At 68.0% G+C, this 14,067-nt stretch carries 12 protein-coding genes; 5 read left to right on the top strand and 7 right to left on the bottom strand.

Going from position 1 to position 14,067, the window contains the following annotated elements:
* Positions 1-23: 23 nt before the first annotated feature.
* Positions 24-785 (top strand): AAA family ATPase, encoded by a 762-nt coding sequence (locus tag VNJ48_RS15570; RefSeq protein ID WP_325603705.1) that lies wholly within the window; start codon positions 24-26, stop codon positions 783-785.
* Here the strand turns inward: VNJ48_RS15570 and VNJ48_RS15565 are convergent.
* Positions 695-1,669: a glutathione S-transferase family protein gene (locus VNJ48_RS15565; protein ID WP_325603703.1), complete on the bottom strand. Its 975-nt coding sequence runs from the start codon at positions 1,667-1,669 to the stop codon at positions 695-697. The genes VNJ48_RS15570 and VNJ48_RS15565 overlap by 91 nt on opposite strands.
* A 152-nt stretch (positions 1,670-1,821) precedes the next feature.
* Here VNJ48_RS15565 and VNJ48_RS15560 point away from each other — a divergent pair, with 152 nt between their 5' ends.
* Positions 1,822-5,034: a reprolysin-like metallopeptidase gene (locus tag VNJ48_RS15560; protein WP_325603701.1), complete on the top strand. Its 3,213-nt coding sequence runs from the start codon at positions 1,822-1,824 to the stop codon at positions 5,032-5,034.
* A gap of 466 nt (positions 5,035-5,500) precedes the next feature.
* Here VNJ48_RS15560 and VNJ48_RS15555 read toward each other — a convergent pair whose 3' ends face one another.
* A complete protein-coding gene (locus VNJ48_RS15555; protein ID WP_325603700.1) occupies positions 5,501-5,653 on the bottom strand; it encodes a hypothetical protein in 153 nt (50 codons plus the stop codon).
* A gap of 48 nt (positions 5,654-5,701) precedes the next feature.
* On the opposite strand from VNJ48_RS15555, the gene VNJ48_RS15550 reads away from it, so the two are divergent.
* The 3 genes from VNJ48_RS15550 to VNJ48_RS15540 all read left to right on the top strand — a co-directional run bounded on the left by VNJ48_RS15550 (position 5,702) and on the right by VNJ48_RS15540 (position 8,362).
* Entirely contained in the window at positions 5,702-6,496 is a 795-nt protein-coding gene (locus VNJ48_RS15550; RefSeq protein ID WP_325603698.1) for a DUF2785 domain-containing protein, read from the top strand.
* 64 nt (positions 6,497-6,560) lie between these two features.
* The gene (locus VNJ48_RS15545) at positions 6,561-7,121 is read left to right on the top strand and encodes a helix-turn-helix domain-containing protein (RefSeq protein ID WP_325603696.1); all 561 of its coding nucleotides are present in this window, start codon (positions 6,561-6,563) and stop codon (positions 7,119-7,121) included.
* Positions 7,118-8,362, top strand: a complete 1,245-nt coding sequence (locus VNJ48_RS15540; RefSeq protein ID WP_325603694.1) for an MFS transporter — start codon at positions 7,118-7,120, stop codon at positions 8,360-8,362. Before VNJ48_RS15545 ends, VNJ48_RS15540 begins: the two co-directional genes overlap by 4 nt.
* Positions 8,363-8,441: 79 nt before the next feature.
* Here VNJ48_RS15540 and hisC read toward each other — a convergent pair whose 3' ends face one another.
* From hisC to VNJ48_RS15515, 5 genes are all read right to left on the bottom strand, one after another.
* Entirely contained in the window at positions 8,442-9,527 is a 1,086-nt protein-coding gene (gene hisC / locus VNJ48_RS15535; protein WP_325603692.1) for a histidinol-phosphate transaminase, read from the bottom strand.
* A gap of 10 nt (positions 9,528-9,537) precedes the next feature.
* Complete coding sequence (locus tag VNJ48_RS15530) at positions 9,538-10,083, bottom strand: VanZ family protein (protein ID WP_325603690.1); 546 nt, start codon at positions 10,081-10,083, stop codon at positions 9,538-9,540.
* 374 nt (positions 10,084-10,457) lie between these two features.
* Positions 10,458-11,048, bottom strand: a complete 591-nt coding sequence (locus VNJ48_RS15525; protein WP_325603688.1) for a hypothetical protein — start codon at positions 11,046-11,048, stop codon at positions 10,458-10,460.
* A gap of 1,347 nt (positions 11,049-12,395) precedes the next feature.
* Positions 12,396-12,875 carry a hypothetical protein gene (locus VNJ48_RS15520; protein ID WP_325603686.1) on the bottom strand — a complete coding sequence of 160 codons (480 nt, stop codon included), beginning with the start codon at positions 12,873-12,875 and terminating at the stop codon, positions 12,396-12,398.
* A 19-nt stretch (positions 12,876-12,894) separates the two neighbouring features.
* Positions 12,895-13,290, bottom strand: coding sequence for a hypothetical protein (locus VNJ48_RS15515; RefSeq protein ID WP_325603683.1), 396 nt, complete (start codon positions 13,288-13,290; stop codon positions 12,895-12,897).
* Positions 13,291-14,067 lie beyond the last annotated feature (777 nt).

Genomic DNA, 14,067 nt, shown 5'->3' with positions numbered 1-14,067 from the left:
CCACCACCCAAGAACCAGGCGCTGTGCCTGCCCGCGTCCTGGAGGCCCGCACCGCCGTATGGACACCGACCGTCAGCGCGAGCACACGCGAGATCGACCAAGCACTGCCACGCGCGTGCCAGCAGGTCTCCTACGCAGTCGACTACCACCAGCTCGGCATCGTCGATCCCTTCGTGCACACCGCTTCCGCTGGCTCAGCGCTCACCGAACTGCTCATCATCGACGAAGCTGACCGACTCAAAACCACTGGGTTGGAGCAAGTCCGCGACTACTACGACCGGCACCACCTCGGCCTCATCCTCATCGGCATGCCCGGCATAGAGAAACGACTCGCCCGCTACCCCCAGCTATTCAGCCGGATCGGCTGTGCACACCAATACAGGGCACTAACGACCGACGAGCTGACAGCCGTCCTCACGCGCCGCTGGCACACCAGCGACATGACCGACGACGACCACCTCGCCCAAACCACCGCCATAGCAACCATCGCGAGGATCACCGGCTGCAACTTCCGCCTCGTCGATCGACTACTCGCACAGATCGAGCGCATCACATCGACGAGCTCGACACGCCCGCCTACCCCGACCGAAACTCACCACCGAACCGTCGCTCCACCAGAACCCAGCGGGATACGTTTCGGCATGAACCAGAAGGCGGCCGCCAGCACCCGCCCACCAGCTGATCGGGGCTGGGCTCACCCGCGCCCGTGCGGCGTGAGCCAGCCCGAGAGGTCGGGGCCCTGCGGCACGATGCCGGTCGGGTTGATGTCGGTGTGGACGACGTAGTAGTGCTGCTTGATCTGGTCGAAGTCGATCGTCTCGCCGAAGCCGGGCGTCTGGAAGAGGTCCCGCGCATACCCCCACAGGGCCGGCATCTCGCTCAGCTTGTTGCGGTTGCACTTGAAGTGCCCGTGGTAGACGGGGTCGAACCGCGCGAGCGTGGTGAACAGGCGCACGTCGGCCTCGGTGATCGAGTCCCCCATCAGGTAGCGGCGGTCGGTGAGCCGCTCCTCCAGCCAGTCCAGGGCGTCGAACAGTCGCTCGTAGGCCGCCTCATAGGTCTCCTGTGAGCCGGCGAAGCCACACCGGTAGACCCCGTTGTTGACCTCGGTGAAGACCCGCTTCATCACCGACTCCATCTCCTCGCGACAGTCCTCGGGCCACAGGTCGGGCGCGTCGGGACGGTGATGGTCTCGCCACTCGAAGAAGAGGTCGTGGGTGATCCAGGGGAAGTCGTTGGTGACGACCTTCTTGGTGTCGGTCTCGACGATCGCCGGCACCGTGATCCCGCGCTCGTAGTCGGGGACCCGGTTGAAGTAGGCCTCCTGCAGCAGCTCGATGCCGAGCACCGGGTCGACACCGTCCGGGTCGAGGTCGAAGGCCCAGCTGCGGGCGTCGTGGGTCGGGCCCGGCAGTCCCAGCGAGATGACGTCCTCGAGCCCGAGCAGCGTCCGCACGATGATCGCCCGGTTGGCCCACGGACACGCCTTGGCGGCCACGAGCCGATATCTCCCGGGCTCGACCGGCCAGACGGGGGCGTCCGGGTTGGCGCCGTACTCCGCCTCGAGCGGATCCGCCGGCGTCGAGCCCGCCAGGATCCGGTCGGGCAGGTAGTTCATGTCGCGCTCGAACGGCTTGCCCTTGTCGGTGTACGTCGCAGTGTCGGCCATGGGGACATCATGCCGGTTTCAACCACATCGAGGGAGCGTCCGGCGCCCGACGACACCCCGTTGCGGCGAGATCACCGAGATCGCCGCTGCGTATGGCGCAGACACATCCGGCGTGCCAGAGTTCGGGCTCCATGTCTTCTCGAGGGGGAATCGTGCGCACACCCCGTGCCCGCCGTCTGGCCGTCCTGACCACCATGTTCGCGCTGGGAGCGGGGGTGCTGCCCGCGGTGATGACCACCTCTGCGGGGGCCGCCCCCGACGATGAGGCCTTCAGCTCGTTGCGTGGCTTCGAGCCCACCGGCGCCAAGGTGCGCGTCGAGCCGCGTGACTACGCCGCGTCCCGCGTCGACTTCGCTGCGCTGCGCGGCGACCTGCCGGCCACCGGCAGCTCGAGTGTCATCTCGGTCCCCGACCCGTCGGGCGTGCTGCAGTCCTTCCGCGTCAGCCGGACCCAGGTCATGGAGTCGGAGCTCGCCGCCGCCCACCCGGAGATCGCGACCTTCGCCGGTCGCGGGATCGACGACCCCGGCGCCTCGATCGCCCTCGACCTGACCCCGATGGGCTTCCACGTGTTCGTGCGCAGTCCCGGCAACGGCCGCGACTGGTACGTCGACCCGGCCTACAACCGCCGCGGCACCACCGCCCACCTCAGCTACTTCGGCAGCGCGCTCCCCCGCCCCGACAAGCGTCGGGCCGAGGGCGAGATCCAGGCGCTGCGGGAGACCGTCACCGAGGCCCAGCGGGCCGGCGCGGGCCAGCCGGTGGCTCGCCGCTACTTCCGCCTCGCGCTGACCTCGGACCCGACGTACGCCGCCTACTTCGGCACCGCGAACGTGCTGGCCGAGAAGGTCACCCTCATCAACCGGGTCAACGAGATCTACAACGACGACCTCGGGGTCGAGCTGCGCCTCGTGAACGGCACCGATGCCCTCAACCTCGACACCGACGCCGAGGCCACCGGTGCGAACGGTCCGTGCGGCACCGCGCCGTGCTTCACGCCGTACGACGACAACGGGACCCCCATCGAAGCTGACGACATCCCGGGCGAGCTGACCTTCTGCAGCGGCTCCACCCTCGGCAAGAACCGCACCGTGCTCGGCCAGCTGATCGGCGCCTCCAACTACGACGTCGGCCACGTCGCGCTGGGTGTCAACGGCGGCGGCGTCGCCTACCTCGGCGTCATCGGCGGCGACTACAAGGGCGGCGGCTGCACCGGGCTCCCGGAGCCCAAGGGCGACTTCTTCGCCATCGACTACGTGGCGCACGAGATCGGCCACCAGTTCGGGGGCAACCACACCTTCAACGGCGCGCTGGGCGCGTGTGGCGGCAACATCTCCGACGCCTCGGTCGAGCCAGGTTCGGGTTCGTCGGTCATGGCCTACGCCGGGATCTGCGGGCAGGACGACCTCCAGCCCCACACCGACCCCTACTTCTCGTTCCTCACGGTCGATGAGGCGTACGCGGTCATGGACCAGACGTCTTACGACAACGTCGAGGTGCAGACCGTCTCCCTGCGGGACTTCGACCAGGCCGGCGACTCCTTCACCCTTCAGGTCGACGGCGTGACCACGGAGCCGATCGTGCGGGGCGCCAACTACAACGCGGTCGGCATCAAGCTCGCCATCGAGGCCGTCAGTGACAAGACGGTCTCCATCGCGCAGTGGGGCTACGACCAGTACAACCACCCCGTGCTGCCCTACGCGCCGCCGACAGCCCCCGACGACGCCGGCTTCCAGGTCATCTTCAACGCCCTGCCGACCATCGAGGCCGCTGGTGGCACCGACGTCGCGGCCATGGGCGTCACAGGAGCCGCCGGCGGCGTCTCGGGCTTCGTGGGCGAGACCGCCCAGGGTGGTCCGTCCCACGCCCAGGGCATCCCGCTGGACAGTGACAACACCAACCCGGTCGCCACGGCGCCCGCGGACAAGACGGTGCCGATCCGGACGCCGTTCGCCCTGAGCGGCACCGGCACCGACCCCGACGGCGACTCCCTGATCTACCTCTGGGAGCAGACGAACTTCGGTGAGGGCACCCAGCTGGCCGACAACACCAAGGTCTACGGACCGCTCTTCCGGGTCTTCGGCGACGACGCCGTCGTCTCTGACGCGGACGCACTGAAGAGCCCGTCGCCGGGGATCAACCTCGCCGACGGCAGCCCCATGCGGGTGTTCCCCGACATGGCTCAGGTGCTGGCCGGCAACACCAACGCTGCCAGCGGCGACTGCCCGGCAGCGACGACACCGCTCAACAAGCAGCTGCCCGACCCGCTCCTCGACTGCTACTCGGAGTTCCTCCCGGACACCGACTACCTCGGCAGCCTGGACGCCGACGACCGGAAGATGCAGTTCCGGCTGACGGCACGCGACCTGGCCCCGCTGGGTGGGGGGCTCGCCTACGACGACGTCACCCTGACCGTCGACCCGGCCGCCGGTCCGTTCCTGGTGACGTCGCAGGCCAGCGGCGCTGCCGTCGCACGCGGCTCCGCCGTCCCGATCACGTGGGCGGTGAACAACACCCAGGGCCTCGCGCCCACGGTGAAGATCTCCCTGTCCACCGACGGTGGTGCGAGCTTCGGGACCGTCCTGGCGCCTGCCACCCCCAACGACGGGACCGAGACGCTGACCATGCCAGACGTCGACGCCACCAACGTCCGGATCAAGATCGAAGCGGTGGGCAACTACTTCTTCGACGTCAACGACGCGGCGTTCGCGCTGGTGGCCCCGGCGACACCGCCGGCGCCGACGACGCCACCGGCGCCGGGTGTCCCGGACACCGTGATCACCGCCGGTCCCGCAGACGGCTCCGTCGTGCTGGACCAGGTGCAGTCGCTCGACTACGTCTCGACCGTCGCCCCGGCGACGTTCGTGTGCCGGGTGGACGACGAGAAGGTGCCGTGCGCTGCGGACGGCGTGACCGAGACCTACTCAGCGGGCACGCACGACTTCAGCGTGGCCGCGGTCAACGCGGCCGGCGTGGCTGACCCGACCCCGGCGACCCGGTCGTTCACCGTGCCGATCGAGAGCCACGCACTCGCTCAGAAGGGCGTGTGGGACCAGGTGAAGAAGAAGGCGGCGTATGGCGGCAGCTACGTCACCTCGCACGACTTGGGTGCCAAGCTCGTCGCTCGGATCCATGACGCCACCAAGATCACCTTGGTGGTGAGCACGCGTCGCAAGGCGGGCAGCGTGACGGTGTTCATCGGCAAGAAGCGCATCAAGACCTTCAGCCTGAAGGGCAGGAACCGGGTCAACCGGCTGCGGCAGATCGTCCTGGACAAGCCGCGCAGCGGCAAGGTCAAGGTCGTGGTCAGTGAGCGCAAGCCGGTGCGGATCGAGGGATTGGCGATCACCACCAACGACCGCTAGGACCATGCACTCCGGCCGGGTGCGAGGCACCCGGCCGGAGCCGTCCCTGCACCCGCCATGTTGTTGCCTCAGGGCCCCGGTGCGTTGGACTGTCGAATTCCCTCCTGTGGAAACTCGCTGGCGTCCCGGGCACATCTGCCGCCCCCGAGATCCTTCGTTCGGTCGTAGGGTCCCGTCCCTGCCAGTTGCTAGGACGCCAGTTCGTAGGCCCTCACGGCATCCTGTGGCAAGAGCCCGCCCATTGTTCCTCCGGGAAGGGCATCACTGCCGCGGTCCGCTCTTGAGTAGAGCAACAGCCTGGCTCACGATGGTGTCGATTCGCGAAGGCACCGCACCAGGGGGTTCGCCAAATCCAATGCCCGATCCGGTTCCAGTGATTCCGTCCGGAGAGGTGGTGCCATCGGCAGCCCGGTTAAACCAGACCGAGCTGAGTCCAAAGTAGACGTAGCTTGCGTCCTCGCTGGGCTCACGCTTCGGGGACATAGCCGTGCCGCGGCGCGTCGGACGTGTCGAAGTCGCCGTACGCCGCCTGCGGCCCGCTCGATCGAGCGGGCCGCACGGACTTCGACCCGTCCGACGCGCCCGCCCTCTTGGTCTGGCGCTGTGGAGGACACGGCATGCTGACCGTCTGCGCAGGCACCGGTCCTGCACATCTCGAGGGGGCTCCGTGACTGACTGGCACGCCGTGAAGGCCGACGACTACGCGGTTCCTGAGGGGGTCGACCGTCACGCCCTCGTCGAGGAGCTGGCCGCGATGCTCGCCTCCCCCGATCCGGTCCAGCGCGACGAGCTCGCCTACTCGATCCTGGCCACGTGGATCGACCGAGGCGTGCTTGATGATGACGCCTGCCACCGCCTCGGCGACGAGATGGCGAGCCGGATGTCGGCCGGGGACGTGTGGGTGCGTACGTTCGCTCCGCTGATCCTCGACTGCCTGGTCTCGCGCGGCCCCTTCGATCCGGCCTGGGCGGCGGCGTTCGAGCGGTGGTACGCCGCAGAGCCGGACCTCCGCGGTCACGACCCTGAGCTCGGGTGGCTCCACGCCGTGGCGCACGGCGCGGACCTGCTCGCGGTCCTGGGTCAGCACTCCGAGGTGGACCCGGTGCCGATGCTGGACCTCGCAGCCAACCGGCTGGTTACCCCGACCCAGGCCGTGTGGCGCGACGGCGAGGACGAGCGCCTCGGATATGCGATCGCGCTCACGCTGACCCGCAGCGAGCTGAGCGACACTGACTCGATCTGCTGGATCCAGGCCGTCGAGGACAGCTGGACTGCACGCGAGCCCGGACCGCCTCCGGCGTGGGTGAGCAACGCGTCCCGGACGCTGCGCATGGTGCTGGGCCTGACCCTCACCGGCGTGCGGCCCAGCGGGACTCCCGAGCCGTTGCCCCTCGCCCACGCAGAAGCGGTGCGGGACCGCCTCCTGTCAGCGCTGAGGACCTTGACGCCCTACATGTGGTGAGCCCGCCCACATCCTTTCCAAAGAACTATTTGCAAATGACTCTTTGCAGTCTTAGGGTCGCTCCATGGCCTCCTCCGTCACCCCCGACATCGCCGGTCTCCGTGCCCTGAGCCACCCCGTGCGACTGCGGATGCTGAGCCTCCTGCGCGGCGAGGGCGCTGCCACTGCGACGACCCTGGCCCAGCGCCTCGGACTCAACACCGGGGCGACCTCCTACCACCTGCGTCAGCTCGCGCAGCACGGCTTCATCACCGAGGACACCGAGCGCGGCAACGCCCGCGACCGCTGGTGGTGCGCGACCCACGACAGCACGCGCACCGACTTCCAGCAGCAGCGCCAGAGCGACGAGGACGTCGAGGCCTACCTCGCCACCGTGGCCCTCGTGTACGGCGACAGGTTGCGCTCCGCCGTTGCCGAGATGCGATTCCTGCCCGATGAGTGGCGCACGGTCGGCACCCTCAGCGACTGGGAGCGGTCCCTGACCCCCGCTGATGCAGAAGCCCTGGTGGAGAGGCTCATCGCGATCATCGAGGAGACGCCGGACAGCCAGGCGAAGGGTGCGGCTCCCTTCATGGTCAACCTCAACGCCTTCCTTCGGCCCGGGGCCCTCGGAGCCGGCGAGTGAGCCGTCGCGGGCCGCTCGTCGGCGGTCTGGTCGCCGAAGGCATCTCGTTGGTCGGCACCCGGGTCTCGACGATCGCCATCCCGTGGTTCGTCCTGTCGACCACCGGCTCGGCGACCCAGACCGGCCTGGTCGCTGCTGTCGAGATCACGCCCCTGGTCATCTTCAAGGCGCTCGGCGGTCCGCTCCTCGACCGGGTCGGGCCACGTCGGGTGACCCTCGCCTGCGACCTGGCGTCCGCGCTCGTCGTCGCGATGATCCCGCTGCTGCACCACGTCGGCCTGCTGAGCTTCCCGCTGCTCCTCGCCCTGGTGGCGGTCACGGGCGCCCTCCGGGGGCCGGGTGATGCGGGCAAGGCGGTCATGACTCCCGAGCTCGCGCGCGTCGCCGGCGTCTCCCTCGAGCGCGCCAGTGGGCTGGCCAGCGCGGTCGAACGCACGTCGTCGATGCTCGGGGCGGCGCTCGCCGGTCTGCTGGTCGCCTGGATCGGTGCCGCCAACGCGCTGTATGCCGACGCAGTGTCCTTCCTCGTCTCCCTCGTCGTCTTCGCGCTGGCCACGACCGGGCTGGGCCGGCCCGTGACGCGGACGGTCGAGGCCGACCCGTCGACGTACACCCAAGAACTGCGGGAAGGCTGGCGGTTCCTGCGCACCGACCGCGTCCTGCTGGCCCTCTGCGCGATGATCGCGACGACCAACCTGATCGACCAGGCGTACGCCGCGGTGCTCGCACCCGTGTGGGCCAAGGAGTCGGGCGCCGGGGTGGCCGTGCTCGGTGCGCTCTTCGCCGTCATGAGCGGCGCGGCGGTGCTCGGGTCACTGATCGCGGCCAGGTGGGGCGAGACGCTGCCCCGCTTCCGGACCTACGTGATCGCCTACCTGATCGCCGGCGCGCCACGATTCGTGGTGATGGCGCTCGACTCGCCGGTGTGGGCCGTCTTCGTGGTGACCGCGGTCGCCGGCGTCGCTGCGGGCTTCCTCAACCCGATCCTGGGGGCGGTCATCCTCGAACGGATCCCGGCGCCGTTGCTCGGCCGGGTCTCCTCGCTCAACACCGCCCTGTGCTGGTCACTGATGCCGCTCGGCGGTGTGCTCGGCGGGCTCGCCGTGACCGGGTTCGGCCTGTCCCCCGCCCTTCTTGTCGCGGGCATCGCCTACGCGATCACCACGATGGCACCGAGCCGCGTGCCGAGCTTCAGGGCCATGGACCGAGTGCCCGCGAAGACGGAGCCCGCGCGCTTGTAACGCCGTGTCAGCCGTTGTACCCACCCTGTTGCTTCAGGGTGGTCAGAGCAGACAACCCGGCGTTACAAGCGGGGTGGCGTCAGCGCGGGAAGGTCTGCGCCAGGGTGATCAGCCGGTCGTTGCCCTCGGGCTCCCCGATGGAGACCCGGGCGCCGACGCCGGCGAAGGGGCGGACGACGATGCCGAGCTCGTCGGCGGCAGCAGCGAACTCCATCGTCCGCTCGCCCAGGGGGAACCAGACGAAGTTGCCCTGCGCGTCCGGGAGCTCCCAGCCGGCGTCGCGCACGGCGTCCATCACCCGCGAGCGCTCGGCGACGAGGGCGTCGACCCGCTCGAAGAGGGCATCGGTCGAGGCCAATGACGCGATCGCCGCGGCCTGGGCGACCGAGGAGACACCGAAGGGCAGCGATACCGCGCGCAGAGCCCCGGCCAGCGGGGTCGGTCCGACGGCGTAGCCGACCCGGAAGCCCGCGAGACCGTAGGCCTTGGAGAAGGTGCGTGTCAGCACCACGTTGGAGTGGGCGCGGTAGGTCGCAAGCCCGTCGATGGGGTCGTCCATCCGGACGAACTCGAGGTAGGCCTCGTCGACGACCACCAGCACGTGCGGGGGCACCTTGGCCAGGAAGGCGTCGAGCTCGGCCTGGGTGACGGCCGGCCCGGTCGGGTTGTTGGGGGTGCAGACGATGACGACCTTGGTGCGGTCGGTGACCGCCGCCGCCATCGAGTCGAGGTCGTGGCGACCGTCCTCGAGCACCGGCACCTGCACCGAGGTCGCCGCCGCGGCGGTCGCCGCGATCGGGTATGCCTCGAAGGAACGCCAGGCGTAGACGACCTCGTCGCCGGGGTCGCAGAACGCGTTGAAGAGCTGGTAGATCAGCGCGACCGAGCCCGTGGCGGCCGCGAGGTCCTCGACCGGCACACCGAGGTTGGCCGACAGTGCGTCGTACAACGCGGTGTTTCCCATGTCGGGGTAGCGGTTCATCGCCTCGGCGGCCCGGGTGGCTGCCTCGACGACGCCCGGAAGCGGCGGGTAGGGGTTCTCGTTGGAGGACAGCTTGTATGTCGTGAGGCCGGCGCGCGGCGTCGGCGGCTTGCCGGGGACGTACGTCGGGATCTGCGCGACGTTGCTGCGGGGCTGGGGAGTCGGCTGAGGTGACTGGGCCATGCCGAGCAGGTTAGCGCTGCCGCCACGGGCGCAGCACCAGGGCAAGGACGACCCCGATCGCGCCGCCCAGGACGACGCCGGTGATGTTGTCGACCACGTCGGTGACGTCGCACGACCGGTCGATGCGGGCCAGCTCGAACTGGAGCAGCTCGATGCCGGCGCTGTAGAGGCCGAGCGCGGCCAGGCCCAGCGGAGCCAGCATCCACGATCGCCGCCACCGCGCGACGCCGAGCACCCACAGCGCGCCCGCCGGCACGAAGACGGCGACGTTGAGCATGCGCTGGCTACCGGACAGGATCCAGAACCCGTCGGGCGCCGGGCCGCCGTAGTCCATCGAGCACGTCTCCGGGCGCCCATCGGCCGGCACGATGCCGGTGTCCCACTGGGCCGGCAGCAGGGTGAGGATGCCGATTGCGACTACCGTCCACGCACAGCCCGACAACGCGATCGCAGTGACACCGCCGAGCCTGGGGGTCAGGGCCCGGGCGATGAGGGCGAAGACCGCGAGGGTGGCCAGCGAGCACACGAGCATCACGCCAGTCCCGCCGATCGTCACCCGGCGAGGGTACGGGCCGTCACATTCGATGGTCGAGGAGGCTCGCGAGGGACCCGCTTTGACCGGTCTGATCCAGGAGCCACGCCCACAGCGCCAACTCCACCTCGAGCGGAGGCGAAGGGAGAAGCTCCTCCACGAAGTCGACGGCTTCCGAGTGCGCCCTGACAACGGCGATGTCACTAACGTCTGCACCAGCTGGTTCCCGTGCCGGTGTTGCGCCACACCGCGGCCACGTGCTCATGGTCGTAACCCCAGCTCGTCACTCGAGCGTCGCCCGACCGGGTCGCCTGGACCGCATGCGTCGACACTGGGTTGCCCTGCTTCCCCTGCTCGCCCTTGGGTCCTGCGGGCGTCGTACGTCCAGGCGTAGTCGCCTACCCCGCCCGGGCCGTGGAAAGCAGTCGGCTGCGACCACGCGTTGTAGTCGAGCGTCCCGCAGCATCGGTGCGCTTCGTGATCAGCCCGTCCGCGTTGCGCTCCACCGTGATCGTCTGACCCACCGGGTCGGTCTGCGTGAGCATCCGGTGCTGCGCGTCGTAGGTCCACTTGGTCGTGAGGGTCTGACCGTCGGCGATCTTGTCCTCACGGAGCTTGTCGCCGTCGTCACTGAACGTCGTGACCGTGGTCAGGCGCCCCGTCGGGTCGGTGACCCGCTCCTGGTTGGCGCTCAGGTCCGTGGAGATCTCGGTGCGGTTGCCCTCGGCGTCGATCCAGGCGACGAGCCGTCCGGCGGCGTCGTAGACGCTGCGGCCAAGCGAGACCCCGCCGGACCCGATGACGTTGGTGAGGTTGTGGGCGCCGTCGTACTCATAGCGCGTCACCGCCCCTGCCAGGTCGGTCGAGGACACGAGGTCGCCGTTGGCGTAGCCGTAAGACGTGGTGCCTGCCGGCGAGACGATCTTGGTAATGCGGTCGTCAGCGTCACGGGTGTAGGCAATGTCCTTGCCGAGGTTGCGGTGCAACATTCATGGTGACACTCCTCTCACAGACATTGCTGAAGAAGGGGCCCCGGCGGTGGCTCCAGTTGTGGCCCGGATGTCGTCGAGTGTGAAGCGCATTCACGATGCTCTGAGGGAAACCCGCCACGCCAGCGTTCGCGCCGACGCGTCTGCGGGATATTCGTCTCCGCGGGTCAGGCAGAAAAACGCCTCAAGGAAGGTAAGGCGGCTTGCTCGCTCGCGCGCGTTCTTCACGACTTGGGGGCTCCTTCGGAGTCATCTCCTCCACCATCCATGCGTCGGGGAAGAACTCAGAGCGGACCTGATCCGGTGTGATCCCGGGTCGCAGCCTGACCGGCTCTGGGTCCTGGTCGTCAAAGACTTCCAGTTCGACCTCCACTGGCACGAACGCTCGGACCCACGAAACCAACGACATCAGTGGCTGCGGGGGCGCGGAGATGATGAAGGTAGTCCCTCCTTCGTCCACGCTCACTTCCCAAGAATCTGACCACCCGACTGCTGCCAGTCTTCTCGGGCCCCGGACTCGAAGATCGCTGGTGGCGTAGTCCCTCCGCAACGCGTCGAACGTGCCTTCGGCATCGAACCGCCAAACTGGGTCCGCGACCATCACGAACGTACTCACACCCACGTAGACCTCCTACTGGAACCGACGGACATCACTCCGGCACGACGTGAACCGCGCCAGGGACGTGATGCGCAGCGAGCAGCGTTTCAAAGTAGCTGATCCCCTTCGCCTGCGAGATGGCCACGTGCAGCGACTGGAGCGGCACGCATCTGTCCCGAAGGATGAATGTTCTCTTCGAGCCTGGACTGCAGCGTGTCCGCGTCGAAAGTGTGCGACGATTCGTCGAGCACCATCACATACCACGGAGAACTCATCTCGGCACAACATCGACCCACCCGGGAACAGCATGCTGGGCCATCAAAGTCTCAAAATAGGCGACCGCTCGGGGGTCGTTCGTCGCGGTCTCGAGATTTTCAATAGGAACGCATTCATGTCGAGGAATCTCCCCGTAGGGCTCCATGAGTCTGCTCTCCTTCTCTCGGATCAGCGCGAAAAGTCAGCCCGGTAGTACATTTGGAAGGATGCGGGATGGCGCTGCCAGTCCCGGTCCCCGTTCCGGTGCCAGTCCCAGTTCCGTTGCCTGGACCGCCGCCCGGATCGCCGCCGCCAGGGCCGCCACCCGTGCCCGGACCGCCCGACGCACCGGGGGGGGAATCCCGGGCCGGGCCCGTGCATGGCGCAAGCATGTTCGGCCACCGAACGCGTGGCGTTGCCTCGGCCCGTTCCGTGCTGTTCCGGCTACTCCCCCGGCCGCCACATAGGTTCCCGATGAAACTACTCTCTCGCGGCTACTCACCCTGCGATTCCCGCTGTTTTTCCAGCGCCTCGCGGACGTGAAGCGGCGGGCCAGCACCCATCCGTTCTTCTAGAGTTGGCGGCTCCCAGCTCTTCTGCGCCGTTGACGTCCAGTCGTTGCCAAACATCGTCTCCCCCACGTAATTCGCGGTCACGCCAGGCGACAACAGAACAGGTCCCCCCGTCACATCTTCGTCGAACATCTCCAGGTCGACATGACTCGGCACGTACCCGCGTACCCATGCCACTATGTCGGCAGTGTCTCTCGGTGAGCCTTTGACCACAAAGCCGCCCCGGTCTGGAGTGATGCTGGCCTCCCAATGCGGCCCGGAGCCGCCCGAAATGAGGGAGAGCTCGTCGCCGACCTCCCGAAATACGGCAGGCGCTTGAACTTGCTGAAGCAGCGCCAACATTGCGCGGGCATCAAATTGCCATTCTCCGTCCAGAACGACGACATATGTGGCATCACTCATTCTCCACTCCTTCCTTCTCCTAATCGGGGACCACGACGACCTGACCGGCCCCTCCGAGGCCGTTGGCCGCAAGCAAAGACTCAAAGTAGCTCACACCACGCGGCTGCGAAACGATCACGTCGAGGTTCTTTATAGGAACACACGGATCGTTGATGATTTGACCATACTTCCCGAACTCACTGTGCTGCCCCATCCGAACGTACGCGAAGATGTCTGGCCGCACCTCGTCTGGAACGACGTAGGGCGAGCCGTACCCCGGCTGTATCCACTTGGCGTCGACGGCCGTGTCAGCCGGCATCCAAAGTCCGTCGGCTTTCATGGTCACTGCGGAAGTACTGTCGCGGATCATCGTTTCGTAGTTCTGACCAGTGACCGCCACTTGGTAGTCCTTGGAGGCTTGGTTCTTCGGCGACACGGGGAGAGGAGCGCCGAGGGAGGCGTAGTACTCCTCGCGCGACTCCTGGCAGCCGTCGTCATCATTGTTGCCACCGCCACCGCCACCGCCGCCGGGATCCGGCTCGGGGACAGGCAGGGGTCCGGGGATCGGACCGGTGCCAGGCCCGGTGCCGGTGCCAGTGCCCGTCCCCGTACCGGTTCCAGGACCACTCCCAGTGCCGGTGCTCGACGGCCCATGGAGTCATAGGTCATCTTGGTCGTGCCTGCCCCGTCGTTGATCTGCAACACATTGCCCAGCGCGTCGTAGGCGTAGGTTGTCTCGATTCCAGCGGCGCTGATGGAAGTCTTGACCAGGTCGTTGGGTGCGTAGGTCGATCTGGACTCGCCGCCGAGCGGCGTGCGCGTCGCGACGACCCGGTCGGCGGCGTCGTAGTCGCGTACTCCGTCCTCCGGCCGGACGGGTCAATGACCGTTTCCAGGCGCCCGGCTCCGTCGTAGGCATACCTCGTCGTCGCGCCCGTCGGACTCTTGACCGAGGTAGTGCGGCCCATAGCGTCGTAGGCGAGTAACGAGGACCGGCCCAGCGCATCGGTCTCGCTGACCACACGGCCAGCTCCGTCGTACTGGAACGTCCGCTCCTTACCGTTCGCGTCGAGATCGGCCAGAAGACGGAGCCCGACGCTGCCCGCGTGGGCCACCACGCCGACACCATCAGAGGTTACGGACAAGCCAGCAGACCACGAAGTACGCTTCACCTACGGAGTGCCTTCCAGTTCGAGAATCTTGTGACGTCGCA

The organism is Nocardioides sp. (assembly GCF_035576065.1).
In the GTDB taxonomy this organism is placed as follows: domain Bacteria; phylum Actinomycetota; class Actinomycetes; order Propionibacteriales; family Nocardioidaceae; genus Nocardioides.
Note: the sequence above shows the minus strand (reverse complement) of the source record. Positions and strands in the feature narration are given on the sequence as shown.

Bases quoted from the DNA above. Each gene is read 5' to 3' on its own strand.
- VNJ48_RS15565 (WP_325603703.1), bottom strand. From the start codon at position 1,669: ATGGCCGACACTGCGACGTACACCGACAAGGGCAAGCCGTTCGAGCGC.
- VNJ48_RS15555 (WP_325603700.1), bottom strand. From the start codon at position 5,653: ATGCCGTGTCCTCCACAGCGCCAGACCAAGAGGGCGGGCGCGTCGGAC.
- VNJ48_RS15545 (WP_325603696.1), top strand. From the start codon at position 6,561: ATGGCCTCCTCCGTCACCCCCGACATCGCCGGTCTCCGTGCCCTGAGC.
- hisC (WP_325603692.1), bottom strand. From the start codon at position 9,527: ATGGCCCAGTCACCTCAGCCGACTCCCCAGCCCCGCAGCAACGTCGCG.
- VNJ48_RS15525 (WP_325603688.1), bottom strand. From the start codon at position 11,048: ATGTTGCACCGCAACCTCGGCAAGGACATTGCCTACACCCGTGACGCT.
- VNJ48_RS15520 (WP_325603686.1), bottom strand. From the start codon at position 12,875: ATGAGTGATGCCACATATGTCGTCGTTCTGGACGGAGAATGGCAATTT.